General features: G+C 57.5%; 17 protein-coding genes. 9 read left to right on the top strand and 8 right to left on the bottom strand.

What is annotated here, in order from left to right; all coding sequences use genetic code 11:
* Together FIV46_RS13505 and bioB are read right to left on the bottom strand one after the other, a co-directional pair.
* Positions 1-542: aminotransferase class III-fold pyridoxal phosphate-dependent enzyme (locus FIV46_RS13505; protein WP_139941459.1), on the bottom strand; the 542-nt coding region annotated here is incomplete at its 3' end.
* Positions 542-1543 (bottom strand): biotin synthase BioB, encoded by a 1002-nt coding sequence (bioB, locus tag FIV46_RS13500; protein WP_139941458.1) that lies wholly within the window; start codon positions 1541-1543, stop codon positions 542-544. The genes FIV46_RS13505 and bioB, both read right to left, overlap by 1 nt.
* A gap of 193 nt (positions 1544-1736) precedes the next feature.
* Between bioB and bioF the strand changes: the two genes are divergently transcribed.
* The 3 genes from bioF (at position 1737) to FIV46_RS13485 (ending at position 3994) form a co-directional block, all read left to right on the top strand.
* Positions 1737-2912, top strand: coding sequence for an 8-amino-7-oxononanoate synthase (bioF, locus tag FIV46_RS13495; RefSeq protein ID WP_139941457.1), 1176 nt, complete (start codon positions 1737-1739; stop codon positions 2910-2912).
* A complete protein-coding gene (bioD, locus tag FIV46_RS13490; RefSeq protein WP_139941456.1) occupies positions 2909-3547 on the top strand; it encodes a dethiobiotin synthase in 639 nt (212 codons plus the stop codon). Before bioF ends, bioD begins: the two co-directional genes overlap by 4 nt.
* 153 nt (positions 3548-3700) lie before the next feature.
* On the top strand, positions 3701-3994 hold the full coding sequence (locus tag FIV46_RS13485; protein ID WP_139941455.1) for a hypothetical protein: 294 nt from the start codon (positions 3701-3703) through the stop codon (positions 3992-3994).
* A 171-nt stretch (positions 3995-4165) separates the two neighbouring features.
* Here FIV46_RS13485 and FIV46_RS13480 read toward each other — a convergent pair whose 3' ends face one another.
* The 3 genes from FIV46_RS13480 to FIV46_RS13470 form a co-directional block, all read right to left on the bottom strand.
* The gene (locus FIV46_RS13480; RefSeq protein ID WP_139941454.1) at positions 4166-4900 is read right to left on the bottom strand and encodes a cytochrome c biogenesis CcdA family protein; all 735 of its coding nucleotides are present in this window, start codon (positions 4898-4900) and stop codon (positions 4166-4168) included.
* A gap of 84 nt (positions 4901-4984) precedes the next feature.
* Positions 4985-5767: a TIGR02186 family protein gene (locus FIV46_RS13475; protein ID WP_246056954.1), complete on the bottom strand. Its 783-nt coding sequence runs from the start codon at positions 5765-5767 to the stop codon at positions 4985-4987.
* Between the two features lie 5 nt (positions 5768-5772).
* Positions 5773-6702, bottom strand: coding sequence for a sulfite exporter TauE/SafE family protein (locus tag FIV46_RS13470; protein WP_139941452.1), 930 nt, complete (start codon positions 6700-6702; stop codon positions 5773-5775).
* Positions 6703-6964: 262 nt separating this feature from the next.
* Between FIV46_RS13470 and FIV46_RS13465 the strand changes: the two genes are divergently transcribed.
* From FIV46_RS13465 to FIV46_RS13440, 6 genes are all read left to right on the top strand, one after another.
* The gene (locus FIV46_RS13465; protein WP_139941451.1) at positions 6965-7381 is read left to right on the top strand and encodes a MerR family transcriptional regulator; all 417 of its coding nucleotides are present in this window, start codon (positions 6965-6967) and stop codon (positions 7379-7381) included.
* Entirely contained in the window at positions 7374-9164 is a 1791-nt protein-coding gene (locus tag FIV46_RS13460; RefSeq protein ID WP_139941450.1) for an acyl-CoA dehydrogenase C-terminal domain-containing protein, read from the top strand. The genes FIV46_RS13465 and FIV46_RS13460 overlap by 8 nt, the downstream gene beginning before the upstream one ends.
* A gap of 29 nt (positions 9165-9193) precedes the next feature.
* A complete protein-coding gene (locus FIV46_RS13455; RefSeq protein WP_139941449.1) occupies positions 9194-10399 on the top strand; it encodes an acetyl-CoA C-acetyltransferase in 1206 nt (401 codons plus the stop codon).
* A 13-nt stretch (positions 10400-10412) separates the two neighbouring features.
* A complete protein-coding gene (locus FIV46_RS13450) occupies positions 10413-12566 on the top strand; it encodes a 3-hydroxyacyl-CoA dehydrogenase NAD-binding domain-containing protein (protein ID WP_139941448.1) in 2154 nt (717 codons plus the stop codon).
* A 160-nt stretch (positions 12567-12726) separates the two neighbouring features.
* Entirely contained in the window at positions 12727-13311 is a 585-nt protein-coding gene (locus tag FIV46_RS13445) for a YceI family protein (RefSeq protein WP_139941447.1), read from the top strand.
* 40 nt (positions 13312-13351) lie between these two features.
* Positions 13352-14263, top strand: a complete 912-nt coding sequence (locus FIV46_RS13440) for a DUF481 domain-containing protein (protein ID WP_139941446.1) — start codon at positions 13352-13354, stop codon at positions 14261-14263.
* Positions 14264-14266: 3 nt separating this feature from the next.
* Here the strand turns inward: FIV46_RS13440 and FIV46_RS13435 are convergent, their stop codons facing one another.
* The 3 genes from FIV46_RS13435 to msrP are packed head-to-tail and all read right to left on the bottom strand — an operon-like array spanning position 14267 to position 16284.
* Entirely contained in the window at positions 14267-14686 is a 420-nt protein-coding gene (locus FIV46_RS13435; RefSeq protein WP_139941445.1) for a secondary thiamine-phosphate synthase enzyme YjbQ, read from the bottom strand.
* A gap of 9 nt (positions 14687-14695) precedes the next feature.
* Positions 14696-15319 (bottom strand): protein-methionine-sulfoxide reductase heme-binding subunit MsrQ, encoded by a 624-nt coding sequence (locus FIV46_RS13430; RefSeq protein ID WP_139941444.1) that lies wholly within the window; start codon positions 15317-15319, stop codon positions 14696-14698.
* 2 nt (positions 15320-15321) lie between these two features.
* Entirely contained in the window at positions 15322-16284 is a 963-nt protein-coding gene (msrP, locus tag FIV46_RS13425) for a protein-methionine-sulfoxide reductase catalytic subunit MsrP (RefSeq protein WP_139941443.1), read from the bottom strand.
* Positions 16285-16412: the final 128 nt, after the last annotated feature.

The following is a 16412-nucleotide window of genomic DNA, read 5'->3' as shown; positions in this document are numbered from 1 at the left end:
TGCTGCAGGTAGCCGCCGAACGCCTTGTGCATGCCGTCGTCGCTGTCGCCCACCGACATGGCGGCAGAGGTATCCCCGTGATAGCCGGCCTTGAACCCGACAAAGCGGGCCCGGCCTTCGATACCCTGGTTGAGCCAGAACTGCACCGCCATCTTCAGGGCGATTTCCACGGAGACCGATCCGGATTCGGAAAAAAAGACGTGATTAAGGTCGCCGGGCAGAAGCCCTGCCAGCCGCCGCGACAGGTCAAGCGCCCCCTCATGGACCAGGCCGCCCAGCATCACATGGGACATCCGGTCGATCTGCGCCTTCATTTTCTCTTTCATGCCGGGATGGTTATAGCCGTGGCAGGCGGTCCACCAGCTGGCGATGCCGTCAAGAAGCCTGCGGCCGTCGGCCAGCTCCAGGTAAACCCCGTCGGTGCCGACCACCGGCAAGGCATCCGGCGCCGTTTTCATCTGGGTATAGGGCAGCCAGATATTGTCATAGCCTTCCCGGTACCATTCCGGAAGATCCGCGCTCAGCTCCTTGCTCTTCGACATTATTTGCCTTCGGGGGTAATGCCCAGACGCTCGAACAGTTCCATGTCCCGGTTCTGGATCGGGTTCGGCGTGGTCAGCAGCTTTTCGCCGTAAAAGATACTGTTGGCGCCGGCCATGAAACAGAGTGCCTGCATCTCATCGTTCATTTCCTCGCGCCCGGCGCTGAGGCGCACATAGGAAGCCGGCATCAGGATCCGGGCCACGGCGATGGTGCGGACAAAATCAAACGGATCCATTTTGCCTTCGCCGAACAGCGGCGTGCCTTCCACCTGGACCAGCATGTTGATCGGCACACTACCCGGATGCTGCGGCAGGTTGGCCAGGGTCTGGAGCATGCCGGCCCGGTCCTCCAGGCTTTCGCCCATGCCGACAATGCCGCCGCTGCAGACATTAATGCCGGCGCCGCGCACCCGCTCCAGGGTCTCGAGCCGATCTTCGTAAGAGCGGGTGGTGATGATCTCTTTATAATATTCCGGCGAGCTGTCCACATTGTGGTTGTAATAGTCCAGTCCCGCCTGCTTGAGCCGGCCGACCTGCTCCTCGTTCAGCATGCCGAGCGTCACGCAGGTTTCCATGCCCAGGTCCTTGACCCCTTCGATCATGGCCACGACCGCGTCCATGTCGCGGCCTTTGGGACTGCGCCAGGCGGCGCCCATGCAATAGCGGGTCGCCCCAGCTTCCTTCGCCTTTTTCGCTTTCTCGATCACTTCCTGGACGGCCATCAGTTTGCTGGCGTCCACTTCGGTCTGGTAACGGGCGGACTGGGGACAATATTTACAGTCTTCCGGACAGCCGCCGGTCTTGATGGAACACAGCTGACTCAGCTGCACCCGGTTGGGGTCGAAATGGGTGCGGTGCACGGTCTGGGCCTCAAACAACAGGTCCATGAACGGCATGTTGAAATATTCCAGAATTTCCCGTTTGGTCCAGTTGTGACGGAAACCGTCCGCATAGGCGCTTTCATAGGATACAGGGGGGGATATTTCAGAAGCTTCACTCATTTGATATCTGCTCTCAGACTTTGTTTCCCGGCGGAAAATTCAGGCCGCCGCTTAATAAGTTTATGGCCGCACATTCCCTGTCCTGTCATAAAAAGTCAAGCAAATTGCGACAATAACTTTACTCGCGAGTAACATTGACTATAGTCTCCCGCAGGCCAATTATGCCTGAGAACAGTATAACAGGTAAAACCCGATGAAGTCGCTGGATAAATTTGTTTCCGCCAAACTTGAAACGCTGGACCGGTCCGGCCTGCGCCGACAACTTGTGACCACCCGTCGCCTCGATGACGGCCATGCCCGGCGCGACGGGCAAGAGCTGATTTCTTTCTGCTGCAACGATTATCTCAACCTTAGTCAGCACCCGGACGTGAAAAAGGCAGCCATCCAGGCCATCGAGGACTATGGTGCCGGGTCCGGCGCCTCACGCCTGATCACCGGCAATCATCCGCTGCTCGGGGAACTGGAAGGACGGCTCGCCCGCTTGAAAGGAACAGAGGCCGCCCTGGTGTTCAGTTCCGGATATATGGCCAACATCGGCATTATTCCCAGCCTGCTGGGGCCGGAGGATGTGATCTTCGCCGACCAGTTCATACACAATTGCCTGGTGGCGGGCAGCCAGCTGAGCGGGGCCAGGCTGATCTACTTCAACCATAATGACCTTGATCATCTGACCGACCTGCTGCATGCCAATCGGGCGGACCATCGCCATGCCATGATCCTGACGGACGGCGTCTTCAGCATGGACGGCGATCTGGCGCCGCTGCCGGAACTGGGAGAGATCGCCCGCCAGCACGACTGCTGGCTGATGTCCGACGACGCCCATGGCGTCGGTGTTATCGGCGACGGAGGACGTGGCAGCAGTTTCTGTTTTGACCGAAAACCGGACATTCCCCTGCAAATGGGCACCCTGTCCAAGGCAATCGGCAGTTTCGGCGGCTATCTCTGCGCCAGCCAGGCCGTGATTGACTTTATGAAAACCCGGGCGCGCAGCCTGATCTACACCACGGCCCTGCCGCCGGCCAGCGTCGCCGCCGCCATCCGGGCCCTGGATGTCATTGAAAATGAGCGCGAATATTGTGCCCGGCCCATGTATAATGCCCGCCTGTTTGCCCGGGAACTGGGGCTGCCCGAACCGCAGAGCCCGATTGTGCCCATTATTACAGGCGACAGCGCCAGAACCATGCAGCTTGCCGCCAGGCTGGAAGACCTGGGTTTTCTGGTCACCGGCATCCGGCCACCGACAGTGCCCGAGGGGGCGGCGCGCCTGCGCGTCACCTTCAGCGTGGCCCATAAGGAGGAAGAGGTCCGCGCCCTGGCGAAAGCCCTTGCCGATATTGGCGCCTTGTCACCTGAAGGATCCGAGGAATGAGCCGCATTATTTTTGTCACCAGCACCGGCACAGGGATCGGAAAAACCCACGTCACCTGTGAAGCCATCAGAAACCGGATCAATTCCGGTTTCCTGGTCAATGCCCTGAAGCCGATTATCAGCGGGTTTGATCCGGCCGAGGTTGAAAACAGCGATACCGGTTTGCTCCTGCAGGCCCTGGGGCGGGACAGCAGCGAGGAAAATATCGCGGCCATTTCCCCCTGGCGGTTCAGCGCCCCGCTGTCGCCGGACCAGGCGGCGGTGCAGGAGGACCAGCCCCTCGACCTCGACGCGCTGGTGGAATTCTGTAAAACGTCCTGCCGTGACGATTATGACTACCATTTCATCGAGGGCGTCGGCGGCCTGATGGTCCCTCTGAATGACCGGCATACGGTTCTCGACTGGATCAAGGCGCTCGACTGTGACATCTGGCTGGTGGCCGGGACCTACCTCGGCAGCCTCAGTCATACCCTCACTGCCTGCGACGTTCTTCACCATCACGACATAAAATTGTCCCAACTGATTCTCTCCGAGTCGGCCGAAAATTCGGTTGGATTACAGCAAACTGCCACAACTTTGGGTAATTTTTTACAAAAAATCCCGATTACCGGCATCAGGCGACAAGAAGAAAATTAAAAAAAATTTCAAGGCCTCAAACTAGGCAGATTCTGCAAGTCCGGCAAAATCTTTCCGGCAGCTTCTCACCCCGTCAACATTCTTGCCGTTGATTTTCCTAGGGTAAAAACTGGCACAGCCCTTGCTTCTCTAATTGGGTAAGGAGAAGTAATCATGACAATGGAAAATATTGTTTCAAATGGAACAACATCGATAACCCCTTCAGACAAAAGGTCAATGACAAATTTACTAGTAGATTTAAAAAAAATGGGAATTGACCCGCAACCCTATTTTATCCTCGCCGCCCGGGAATTCGAAAATATTTACGGAGAAAATGCGGCAGAAAATGCAACCCGTTTGCATGCAAATGCAATTAACTCTGGCAACGATGATGACGCTTACATCTGGCACCAGATTTTTACCCTTCTTTCCGATAACTCACCGAATTCACTCAGGAATATACATTAGTTTCCTCTTGCATATGCAATGCAATGGATTCTATAATTCTTCAATATATTGATCAATTTTCCAGATCCCTTGAAGGATCATTCCGGTGATCCTTCATCTGCCTGACTGCCTCGGTAACTCAATGATGAGTTTGCCGAGGCTTTTTTTTGTGCACACTTTATGAGTGCTAAACTAACCTATTTCGGCCAGTCCGGGAAACCACTCGATCAGAGTGTTGCCGAAGGTCTGAAGCAACCCGAAGAAGATCGCAATACCGGTCAGCAACAACAGACCGCCGATCAGGATTTCCAGCAACCGGAAATGTTTCCGGAACCGGCCCGAAAACTGCAGGAAGCGATTGACGAACAGGGCCGCCAGGATAAAGGGGATTCCCAGCCCCAGAGAATAGACGATCAGCAAGGCGACCCCCGTGCCGAAGGTCTGCTGGCTGGCCGCCAGGGTCAGGATAGTGCCGAGAATGGGCCCGATACAGGGGGTCCAGCCGAAGGCAAAAGCCAGGCCCATGACAAAGGCGCCGAGTATGCCGGCCGGCGTCTCCCTGGTGTGAAAGCGTGCTTCCCGATACAGGAAGCCGATCCTGATAATACCGGTAAAATGCAGCCCGAGAATGATGATCAGGGCGCCGGAGATTCTGGAGAAAATATCCAGGTGCTGCAACAGGATCGGCTGCAGGCTTGACGCCCCGGCGCCCAGCAATACAAAAACCGTGGAAAAGCCGAACACAAAGGCCAGCGCCCCGAACAGGACATCCCCCAGGGGAACCCTGTCGCCTTCCCGCAGGTCATTGAGAGAACTGCCGGTGACATAGGATACATAGGCCGGCACCAGCGGCAGCACGCAGGGGGACAGAAAACTGAAGATACCGCCCAGCAAGGCGGCGAAATATGAGACTTCCAGAGATTCCATGGGGGCAAGTTTTAACGCCCCTGCACAATTGTGCAAGTCCTATGAAAGTAAGAAATTCGTGAACAGATTGCTGAAAAGAGACAACTAGCTGACTTTCCGCGAGAGGAAGCCGCCAAGCCAGCCGGCAACAAGCGCCACCAGGATTGCCACCAACCCGTAAGCTGCGGGGCTCTGCTGGGCAAAATTATAGATCATCCGCTCCAGGCCGACCTTGTCCACGTGCAGGCCGGTGGTGCGACTCAGAACGATATCCCCCTGGCGTACCAGATAAACCGTGGTCTTGTAGTCGCCGACAGGCATGTTGGCCGGAAAATACATGCGGGCCCAGAACAGGATGCCTTCACGCATGTTGATATTGCCGAATTCTTCCTTATAGAGTCCCTTGGCCTTCATGTTACGGATAAAACCGGCCCGATATCCCTCGCGTTCCTCAGCGTCCAGTCCTTGGGACAGGGGCAGGGAAATATTGTCCAGACCGATCTGATATTGCTTTCTCACCGCAGGCGCAAGAAGGTCATCAAGATGCCGCGTCGTCCCCAGAGCGTAATATCCGGGCACGCCGGAAAGCTCCTCCATTCCCTTGTTGACCCAGATCCCGCTGATCCGTTCCTTACGGCGGATCATCATGTCCTTTGGATCGCTGGTGACCACGACAATCATGTCATAGTCCATCCCTTCCACCACAACGCCATGGCCGCCGTCATCCTGTGGGATATCCATGTCAATGGCCCCGAACACCATCAGGTCCGTTCCGGAAAAGCGCGCATTAATATCAATCATATTGTCAGACAGGTCCGTCACCAGCCGTTCCGCCCTCGCCGGCGAGGCGGCAACGACCGCCAGCAGCAAAAGCAGACCTGTCAGCACCCTTGTCAATGGACGTCTCCCTCTGCGGCGGGAAAGACGGCAAACAGCTCGTCGGGCTGGACCACCAGGTCAACCCCCATTTTGGCACAAACCGCCAGCACCAGAACGGCCAGCAAAATTCGCAGCTGCTCCCCCTTGAGCTTTGCCCCCACCCGGACCCCGATCTGGGCGCCGACGACCGCACCGATCAGCAGGATCAGGGCCAGCATCATGTCCACCGTCTGGGTATTGACGGAATGCAGAAAGGTGACTCCGGCGGTCACAAAGGTGATCTGGAACAGGCTGGTGCCGATCACCACATTGATCGGCATATTCAGCAGATAAACCATGGCCGGGATCATGATAAAACCGCCGCCCACTCCCATAAGTGCAGCCATAGCCCCGACCAGGGCGCCGATCACCAGCGGCAGCAGGACACTGATATACATTTTTGACTTGCGGAATCGCATCTTGAACGGCAGGGCGTCGACCCAGGTCCTCGGCCGCCGGCCGGGTTTGGGTTTGTCCCCGCGCCGCCGGCGAATAATGGTAATGACGCTCTCGACAAACATCAGGCTGCCGATTCCGCCGAGGAAAATAACATAGGCGATGGAAATCATCAGATCCACTTGGCCCGATTCCGTCAGTACGGCAAAGAACCACGCCCCGGCGTAGGATCCGAAAGCGCCCCCCACAATCAGGACAAAGCCCATTTTATAGTCCACACCGCCCCGCTGCGCATGAGCCAGCGCGCCGGAAACCGAAGCTGCTGTAATCTGGTTGGCTTCGGAAGCCACGGCAACCGCCGGCGGCACGCCGGCAAAAATCAACAGCGGCGTCATCAAAAAACCGCCCCCAACTCCAAACATGCCGGACAGGAAGCCGACACCACCGCCCATGGCCAGCAACACAAAGATGTTAATTGATAACTCGGCAATGGGCAGGTAGATCTGCATGTGGTATACTGTTCAGGTTCGAAATAGCGGATTTGTCAGGGAAAAGCCTGATTTATTAATTATCTAAATCCTAAACAAAAACTGCCCCTATTTATAGTGAATTCTTCATTGTTTCGTGATTTTAGGCTGCAAATTGCCTTTGCATAAAAAATGAAACGATCGTTTTATTTTTTGTTGACCCTTACGTAAACGTAAACTATGATGCCGCCCCAGAAGCCATCATGTGTCAAGTTGCATTTCGACAAAAACCGGAACAGTTTTGATGAACAAAAAAAAGCCCACATACTCCATATCTGAGCTGTCCGAGGAATTTGGAATTACCCCCCGGACGTTGCGCTTTTACGAAGACCAGAAACTGATTTCCCCGAAACGGGAAGGACAGAGCCGGATCTATTCCACAGCGGACAGAGCCCGGCTCGCCTGGATCATGCGGGGAAAACGGGTCGGTTTCAGTATTGCTGACATGGCTGAAGTCCTGGACCTGTATTACGAGGAAGGCGGGAAAATAAAACAGGGTCAGATTACCCTGGACGCCTGCCGTGAGCGTATTGAAACCCTCGAACAGCAGAAAAAAGACATCGACGAAACAATTGAAGAACTGAAAAACATCATCGAGTCCGTCGAGGACTGGATGACGAAACAAAATATCAAGGAAGTAGGAGACCGCAAACATGCCTAGGTACAACGCCCCCGTGGAAGACATGAAATTTCTCATGCACGACTATCTGAATCTGCAGCAATACAGCACCCTGCCCTGCTTTCAGGAAGCGACCCCCGACATGATTGACGCGATCCTGGAAGAAGCCGCAAAGCTGACAGAAAATGTGTTCTTCCCACTGAACCAGTCCGGTGATCAGGAAGGCTGCAGCTGGGACGATGGCGTGGTCACCACCCCCAAGGGCTTCAGGGAAGCCTATGCGCAATATGTGGAAGGCGGCTGGCAGGGCCTGACCGGCACTCCGGAATACGGCGGACAGGGCATGCCGCAGATTCTGGGGCTTGCCCTCAGCGAAATGATGGTCGCCTCCAACTGGGGCTTTGCCATGTATTCCGGCCTGACCAAGGGTGCCACCGAATCCATCCTGCACTGGGGTAGCGACGAACAGAAAGCCACTTACCTGCCGAAAATGATGACCGGCGAGTGGTCAGCCACCATGAACCTGACCGAACCCCACTGTGGTACCGATCTCGGCATGCTGCGGACCAAGGCCGAACCTCAGGCCGACGGCACCTACAAGATTTCCGGCACCAAAATCTTCATCTCCGCCGGCGAACATGACCTGACGGAAAATATCATTCATCTGGTGCTGGCCCGCGTGGTCGGCGCCCCGGAAGGCACCAAGGGCATCAGCCTGTTCATCGTGCCCAAGGTCATGGTCAACGAAGACGGCAGCCTGGGCGAGCAAAATGGCGTGTCCTGCGGCTCCATCGAACATAAAATGGGCATTCATTCCAATGCCACCTGCGTGCTCAACTATGACGGCGCCACCGGCTACCTGATCGGCGAGGAAAACAAGGGCATGCGCGCCATGTTCACCATGATGAACGAGGCCCGTCTCGGCGTCGGCCTGCAGGGCCTCGCGATCGCCGAAGTCTCCCAGCAGAATGCCGTGGATTATGCCAAGGACCGCATCCAGGGCCGGTCCCTCACCGGACCGAAAAATCCGGAGGGCAAGGCCGACCCGATCATTGTGCACCCGGACGTGCGCCGCATGCTGATGACCAACCGGGCCTTTATCGAAGGGGCGCGCGCCTATGCCATGTGGACCGGTGTCCAGCTCGACATGGCCATTCACCATCCGGACGAAAAAGTTCGCGAGCAGGCCGAAGACATGCTGGCGCTGATGACCCCGGTGATCAAATCCTACATGACCGACCAGGGCGTGGAAGCGGCCAGCCGGGCGCTGCAGTGCTATGGCGGCCATGGCTACATCCAGGAATGGGGCATGGAGCAATATCTGCGCGACAGCCGCATTGCCCCGATTTATGAAGGCACCAACGGCGTGCAGGCCATGGACCTGGTCGGCCGCAAGCTGCCGGCCAAGGGCGGCGAGCCGGTCAAGGCCTATTTCGCCATGATCCACTCCTTTATCGAGGAAAACAAAGGCAACGCCGAGCTGGAAAAATATCTCGCCCCGCTGGAAAAAGCGCTGGGACGCCAGCAGGCCGCCACCATGTGGCTGATGCAGAACGGCATGGCCAATCCGGACAATGCCGGCGCCTCCGCCCATTACTACCTGAACCTGATGGCGCTGGTGACCATGGGCTATTTTTGGGCCGACATGGCGAAGAAAGCCCAGGAAATGCTGGCCGCCGGCGAAGGCAATGAAGCCTTCCTGAAGAACAAGATCGTCACCGCCGACTTCTTCTTCACCCATATGCTGCCGGAAACCGCGGCGCTCCGCGCCAAGGTCGAGGCCGGTGCCGAACCGGTGATGGCCCTTGATGCAGAAGCCTTCTAATCCATTTCCCAAGCAACGAGGATTCGAAAATGACTGAAGCCTATATTTACGATCATGTAAGAAGTCCCCGCGGCCGGGGGAAGAAAGACGGCAGCCTGCATGAGGTGACGCCGGTCAACCTGCTGTCCCAGGTGCTGGCGGCCCTCAAGGAACGCAATGACTTTGATCCGGCCCTGGTGGACGATGTGGTGGCCGGCTGTGTCACCGCCGTCGGCGAACAGGGCGGCAATGTCGGCCGCTTCGCCGCCTATATGGCGGACTATGGCGACGCGGTGCCCGGCATGCATGTCAATCGCTTTTGCGCTTCCGCGCTGGTGGCCGTCAACTATGCCGCCGCCCGGGTAATGGCCGGCCAGGCCGACCTGATGGTCGGCGGCGGGGTCGAGAGCATGTCGCGGGTGCAGATGGGTTTTGACGGCGGTGCCTGGCTGTTCGATCCCCAGGTCTCCAACAAGGTCGGCTTTGTACTGCAGGGCATCAGCGCCGACCTGATCGCCACCAAATACGGCTTCTCGCGCGAGGAATGCGACGCCTATGCCATCCTCAGCCAGAAACGGGCCAAGGCCGCCTGGGACAACGGCCATTTCAAGAACTCCGTTATCCCGATCAAGGACCAACTCGGCATTACCCTGCTGGACCATGACGAGCATATGCGTCCGGAAGCGACCACTGAAGACCTGGCCGGCCTCAAGCCGTCCTTCGTTGATATGGGCGCGATCGGTTTTGACAGTGTCGCCCTGCAGAAATATCCGGAAATCGAGAGCATGACCCACATCCATCACGCCGGCAACAGCTCCGGCATCGTCGACGGCGCCTCAGGCATGCTGATCGGCACCAGGGAAATGGGCGAAAGGCTCGGCCTCAAACCGCGGGCGAAAATGATCGGCTTTGCCGATGTGGGCATTGATCCCACCATCATGCTGTCCGGCCCCGGCGAGAGTGCCCGCAAGGCGCTGGCCCGCGCCGGCATGAACGTCTCCGACATCGACGTCTGGGAAATCAACGAGGCCTTTGCCTCCGTGGTGCTGCGCTTCTGTCAGGAACTGGGCCTTGGCACCGAAGACGTCAACGTCAACGGCGGCGCCATCGCCATGGGCCATCCCTTGGGCGCGACCGGCGCCATGATCCTCGGCACCGCCCTGGATGAAATGGAGCGGGCTGACAAATCGACGGCGCTCGCCACCCTGTGCGTGGCCGGCGGCATGGCCACCGCCACCATCATTGAACGCGTGTAAGGGAGACAGGACAATGACCAACACCATCAAATTCGACATTGATAGCGACGGCATCGCCCTGCTGGCCATTGACGTTCCCGGCAAGTCCATGAATGTCATCACCCAGGAATTTATCAGCGACTTGGACGGCCTGATCGACAAAATCGCCTCTGACGACACCATCAAGGGCGCCGTGATCAGCTCCGCCAAGGACAGCGGCTTTGTCGCCGGCGCCGACCTGGAAATGATGCTCGGCATGACCGCCATGGTCGATAAAGTGAGCCCGGAAGAACTGTTCAGGCAGGCCTTCAGCCTGAGCAGTACCCTGCGCAAGCTGGAGACCTGCGGCAAGCCGGTTGCGGCGGCCGTCAACGGCGTCGCCATGGGCGGCGGGCTGGAAATCATCCTCGCCTGTCATCACCGGGTCGTGGCCGACAATCCCAAGATCAACCTCGGCCTTCCGGAAGTGATGGTCGGGCTGCTGCCCGGCGGCGGCGGCACCCAGCGCCTGCCGCGCCTGATGGGCATCCAGATGTCGCTGCAATATCTGCTGCAGGGCAAGAATATGAAGCCGCAGGAAGCGCTCGGTTTCGGCGTCATCCAGCAGGTGGTCCCGGCTGACGAAATTGTCGCGGCGGCGAAGAAATGGATCCTCGACGGCGGCAAGGCGGAACAGCCCTGGGACAGCAAGAAGTTCAAGATCCCGGGCGGTTCAGGGGTTTATGATCCCAATATCGTCCAGACCTTCATCGGCGCCCCGGCCATGACCAAAAAGGAAACCAAGGGCAATTATCCGGCGACGCTGAACATCCTGTCCTGCGTCTATGAAGGCCATCAGTTGCCCATGGACAAGGCCCTGGTGGTGGAGAGCAAATATTTCTGCGACCTGCTGCTCGGCGATGTGGCGCCCAACATGATCCGCACCCTGTTTGTCAACAAACAGGCGGCGGAAAAAGGCGCCCGCCGTCCCAAGGACCAGCCCGAGATGAAAACCAAAAAGCTGGGCATGCTCGGGGCCGGCATGATGGGGGCCGGCATTGCCTATGTCTCCGCTATGGCCGGGATCGAGGTGATTTTGCTCGACATGACCATGGAAGCGGCCGAGAAAGGCAAGTCCTATTCCACCGGCCTTCTGGAAAAGGCGGTCAAACGGCGGAAGATGAGCCAGGAAAAGGCCGACGGCATCCTCGGCCTGATCAAGCCGACCACCGAGTACGCGGACCTGGAAGGCTGCGACCTGATCATCGAGGCGGTGCTGGAAGATGTTGACGTCAAGGCGGATGTGACCGCCAAGACCGAAGCCGTGGTGCCGGAAAGCTGCATCTACGGCTCCAACACCTCCACCCTGCCGATCACCCAGCTGGCCAAGGCCAGCGCCCGGGAAGACCAGTTCATCGGCATCCATTTCTTCTCGCCTGTGGACAAGATGCCGCTGGTGGAGATCATCCTCGGCGAGAACACCGGCGATGTGGCCCTGGCCAAGGCGCTGGATTATGTGGCCCAGATCAGGAAAACCCCGATCGTGGTCAATGACAGCCGCGGCTTTTATACCAGCCGCTGCTTCGGCACCTACGTCCAGGAAGCCTCCAACATGATCGCCGAAGGCGTCAAGCCGGCGCTGATCGAAAACTGCGGCGTTTATGCCGGCATGGCCGTCGGCCCGCTGGCCGTGGCCGACGAAGTCAGCCTGGAGCTGAGCTATCACGTGGGCACCGCCACCAAGAAGGCGCTCGGCGACAAATATGTCGCCCAGCCGTCCGACAAGGTGATCGAGGTGCTGTACAAGGAACTGGACCGCAAAGGCAAGAAAAACGGCCACGGCTTCTATGAATATCCCGAAGACGGCAAGAAGTACCTGTGGCCGGGCCTGTCTGAGCATTTCCCGCTCGCCGACGAACAGCCGAGCCAGGAAGAAGTCACCAAGCGACTGATGTACCGCCAGGCCATCGAAGTGATCCGCTGTCTGGAAGAAGGCGTGCTGCTTGCCCCGGAAGATGCCGACATCGGCGCCATCTTCGGCTGGGGCTTTGCCCCCTGGACCGGCGGCCCGCTCAGCATGGTCGACACCATCGGCGTCAAAGAATTCCTCGCCGAAGCCGACAAGCTGGCCAATCGTTTCGGGCCCCAGTTTTCGCCGCCGGCGCTGCTGCGGGACAAGGCGGAAAAAGGCGAGAATTTTTACGCCTGATCCGGCTGTTCATTCAATCCTGTGCCTACTGCACAACTTCGGGCCGGAAAATTACTTCCGGCCCGTTTTTTATAGCGGCGGCTCGATTCATATATCCTTGCAACCGATGACCCCGGACGTTAGATTCCGGTAATACACATTCAACCTCAGGGCCCGAAAAATGAAACTCTCCACTTACTTTCTCAGCATTCTCCTTCTGCTCACCTTCGGCAGCCAGGCACATGCCGAATGGCTTCTGGACGGGGAAAATTCACATCTTTCCTTCGGCTCAGTCAAGAAGAACACCATTGGCGAAAGCAACCATTTTGCCACCATCGACAGCCGGATCAGCGACGGCGGTGAAATCAGCCTGACGGTCGATCTCGCCTCGGTGGAAACCTGGGTCGATATCCGCAACGAACGGATCCGCAAATTCCTGTTCCAGACCGGCATGTATCCGGTGGCGACCCTGAGCGGCCAGATTGATCTTGGCCAGTTCCAAGACATGGAAATCGGCGCCAGCCAGCTTCTTGAGACCAGCCTGGTGCTGGAACTGCATGGCCAGCGCAAAAATGTGGAATGCGAGCTTGTGGTGACGCGTCTCGGGGATAATCGTGTCATGGTTGTCCCCCATGAACTTATTTTCCTGGATGCCGAGGATTTTGATTTACTTTCCGGGCTTCAGAAGCTACAGGAACTGGCAGGACTGCCGTCGATCAGTACGGCGGTACCCCTCAGTTTTTATCTGACGTACACAAAAGAATAAGTATCCAATCTCCTACTCAAACACAGAAAGACACGAAACAATGAAAAAATTCGTGAAGACCCTGGCATTGACAGCATTCGTCCCTGTCATGCTGGCTGGTCCCTCCATTGCCCTGGCCGCCGTTGACCCCGCTGTCATGGCGATCCTGGAACAGGCCGCCAACAGCAACGACGGCGCGAAATTCCAGACCGTCCTGGATGTGGTGCTGGCCGCCAACCCGGACCAGAAGGAAGAAATCCTCGCCGCGGCCGAACCGATGCGTCCGAAGCCGCCGGTCAAGAACCCGGAAGCCAAGCACCCCTATTTCAGTCTCAGCGGCTGGGACGGTGAGGTGGACCTCAATGTCCTGACCTCCTCCGGCAACACCGACCAGCAGTCGTTCGGTGTCGGCGCCAAGATGAAACGGGACAAGGGCAAATACCACAGCAAGATTGCCGGTTATTTTGATTTCAACAAAAACTCCGGGGTCAAGGACCGCCAGCGCTGGGGCCTGTCCTACAAGCTGGACTACGATTTTTCCAAACATATGTACCTGACCGGCTTCACCGGCTATCAGAATGACCAGTTCGGTTCCTTCCGTGAACGAATTACCGTCAACGCCGGTGCCGGTTACCGCCTGATGGAAACCGAAAAATTCCTGTGGAATGTGGAAGGCGGCCCTACCGTTCTGTTCACCAAGGAATCCGAAGGTGCGGATTACGAAGACAGCCTGAACGCGTATGCCGCCAGTGAATTTGTCTGGGCTATCAATGAACGCAGCGAGTTCAGCAACAACAGCCAGATCACCTTTGGTGACCGCACGGTCTTCGAAACCAAGAATGCCCTGAAGGTGAAAATCAACGGCGCCCTGAGCAGCAAGTTCTCTTTTGATGTCTTTTATGACAAGGACGCCCCGGCCGACCGTGACACCACGGACACCATTGCCCGGGCCGGCCTGCTGTATGACTTCTAGGGCCTAGTCGCCCATCACATGCAGCGCCAGGGTCCGGCTGTGGCCCCGGCGCCGATGTTCAAAAATATAAACTCCCTGCCAGGTGCCGAGCGCCAGTCGCCCGTCAATCACCGGCAGGGAGACCTGACTCTGGGTCAGAGCGGCGCGGATATGCGCCGGCATATCATCCGGCCCTTCCATCACATGACGGTAATGGGGGTCATTTTCCGGCACCAGCCGACAGAGAAAATTATCCAGGTCATGACAGACATCCGGATCGGCATTTTCCTGAATCACCAGCGACGCCGAGGTATGCCTGATGTGGACGGTAAATAGTCCCTCATGAATATTCTGCTCAGCAAGCCAGCGCGACAGGGATGAGGTCACGTCGTAAAGCCCGCGCCCGCCGGTTTCAAACCTTAACTGTGTGGTTGCCTGTCTCATAACAGAAGATTAGGAGAAGGACAGCCGTTTCACAAGCCTTGGTCGATATTTGACGTAAATCCGGTAGCCCAGCAGCAACAGCAGTATCGACAGATGGATCAGGGGCTGCCTCAGGTCGGCCTTGACCATCATGATGTTGTGGATGACCGCCAGAATGGCAATCGGGTAGACCAGCCGGTGCAGCCGGGGCCAGGACCGGCCCAGGCGGCGGATCATCTTTTTGGTCGACGTCACCGCTAGGGGGACCATCAGGAACAGGGCCAGCATGCCGAAGGTCATGGCCGGGCGTTTGACCAGATCCTGCCAGATCACTGTCCAGTCAAAGAAATGATCCAGCACCACATAGTTGCCGAGGTGCAGCAGGCCGTAGAAGAAGGCATAAAGCCCCAGCGGCCGGCGCCATTTGATCAGCCAGTTCTTTTTGGTGAGCTTGCGCAGCGGCGTGACCGCTAGGCTGGCCAGCAGAATCCGGATGGTCCAGTCGCCGGTATACTGGTTGATATACTGGAACGGGTTGGCGGTGAGCTGGTGCGGCTGATAATTGAACATCAGCCACAGCTGCCACAGGATCCAGGCGAACGGCAGCAGACAGAGAATATGCAGGACCGCGCGCAACGGTTTTTCATATTTCATAATCAATAGAGCTTTTTCGGGTCCATGCCCGCGTACAGATGCGCCACGTCCTCCGCGTAGCCGTTGAACGGCAGGGTGTCGCGGCGGAAAAATTCGCCGATGCGCCGTTCCTTGGCCTGGGACCAGCGGGGATGATCCACAGTGGGGTCCACATTGGCGTAGAAGCCATATTCATGGGGCGCCAGTTCCTGCCAGCTGTTGAGCGGCTGGCGGTCGACAAAGTCGATCCTGACGATGGATTTGATGCCCTTAAAGCCATATTTCCACGGCACCACCAGCCGGATCGGCGCGCCGTTCTGATTGGGCAGCACTTCGCCGTAGAGGCCCACTGCCATCAGGGTCAGGGGGTTCATGGCCTCGGCCATGGTCAGGCCTTCCACATAGGGCCAGTTCATGACCCGGCGGCGTTGGCCCGGCATCTGCTCCCGGTCCTCCAAGGTTTCAAACCGCACATATTTGGCCTTCGAGGTCGGCTCAAAGCGCTTGATCAGGTCCGCCAGCGGAATACCGACCCAGGGAATCACCATGGACCAGGCCTCGACACAGCGATGGCGGTAAATGCGATCCTCAAGATGGCTGTCCCGGATCAGATCATCCACATCATAGGCACCGGGCTTTTCCACATGGCCGCCCACTTCCACGGTCCAGGGACGCGGCCGCAGGGTATGGGCGTTTTTCGCCGGATCATCCTTGCCGGTGCCGAATTCATAGAAATTATTATAGGTGGTGACCGCCTGGTAGGGCGTCGGCTTTTCACCCGGGGCGAAATTCTGCTGCGCTTCCAGGTTTTGAAACTTTTCGCCCCGCTCCACTGCCTGCGCCCCGGCAGGCACCAGGCTCGCCGCCCCGGCCATCAGGCCGGCCCGGGAGAGGTCGCGCAAAAAATCCCGGCGATTGAGGTAATCGCGCTGGGAGGTGGTGTCATTTTCTTTCAGCTCATAGGACTTCGGCGTTTTGATCAACATAATAATACTACGGCCTCTGTTTCACGTTGGATCATATCCTAGCTGCTCCTTCCTTACCCCGCCATTAACAGCTGATCACAATAGCGAGAGCAAAGTTTACCACTTGCGAACCGGCCCCTTGTCGCGCT

It is taken from the genome of Emcibacter nanhaiensis, from assembly GCF_006385175.1.
In the GTDB taxonomy this organism is placed as follows: Bacteria; Pseudomonadota; Alphaproteobacteria; order Sphingomonadales; family Emcibacteraceae; genus Emcibacter; species Emcibacter nanhaiensis.
The sequence above is the reverse complement of the archived record's forward strand: the minus strand, read 5'-3'. Positions and strand labels throughout refer to the sequence as shown.

Bases quoted from the DNA above. Each gene is read 5' to 3' on its own strand.
- bioB (WP_139941458.1), bottom strand. From the start codon at position 1,543: ATGAGTGAAGCTTCTGAAATATCCCCCCCTGTATCCTATGAAAGCGCC.
- bioF (WP_139941457.1), top strand. From the start codon at position 1,737: ATGAAGTCGCTGGATAAATTTGTTTCCGCCAAACTTGAAACGCTGGAC.
- bioD (WP_139941456.1), top strand. From the start codon at position 2,909: ATGAGCCGCATTATTTTTGTCACCAGCACCGGCACAGGGATCGGAAAA.
- FIV46_RS13485 (WP_139941455.1), top strand. From the start codon at position 3,701: ATGACAATGGAAAATATTGTTTCAAATGGAACAACATCGATAACCCCT.
- FIV46_RS13480 (WP_139941454.1), bottom strand. From the start codon at position 4,900: ATGGAATCTCTGGAAGTCTCATATTTCGCCGCCTTGCTGGGCGGTATC.
- FIV46_RS13470 (WP_139941452.1), bottom strand. From the start codon at position 6,702: ATGCAGATCTACCTGCCCATTGCCGAGTTATCAATTAACATCTTTGTG.
- FIV46_RS13465 (WP_139941451.1), top strand. From the start codon at position 6,965: ATGAACAAAAAAAAGCCCACATACTCCATATCTGAGCTGTCCGAGGAA.
- FIV46_RS13460 (WP_139941450.1), top strand. From the start codon at position 7,374: ATGCCTAGGTACAACGCCCCCGTGGAAGACATGAAATTTCTCATGCAC.
- FIV46_RS13455 (WP_139941449.1), top strand. From the start codon at position 9,194: ATGACTGAAGCCTATATTTACGATCATGTAAGAAGTCCCCGCGGCCGG.
- FIV46_RS13450 (WP_139941448.1), top strand. From the start codon at position 10,413: ATGACCAACACCATCAAATTCGACATTGATAGCGACGGCATCGCCCTG.
- FIV46_RS13445 (WP_139941447.1), top strand. From the start codon at position 12,727: ATGAAACTCTCCACTTACTTTCTCAGCATTCTCCTTCTGCTCACCTTC.
- FIV46_RS13440 (WP_139941446.1), top strand. From the start codon at position 13,352: ATGAAAAAATTCGTGAAGACCCTGGCATTGACAGCATTCGTCCCTGTC.
- FIV46_RS13435 (WP_139941445.1), bottom strand. From the start codon at position 14,686: ATGAGACAGGCAACCACACAGTTAAGGTTTGAAACCGGCGGGCGCGGG.
- FIV46_RS13430 (WP_139941444.1), bottom strand. From the start codon at position 15,319: ATGAAATATGAAAAACCGTTGCGCGCGGTCCTGCATATTCTCTGTCTG.
- msrP (WP_139941443.1), bottom strand. From the start codon at position 16,284: ATGTTGATCAAAACGCCGAAGTCCTATGAGCTGAAAGAAAATGACACC.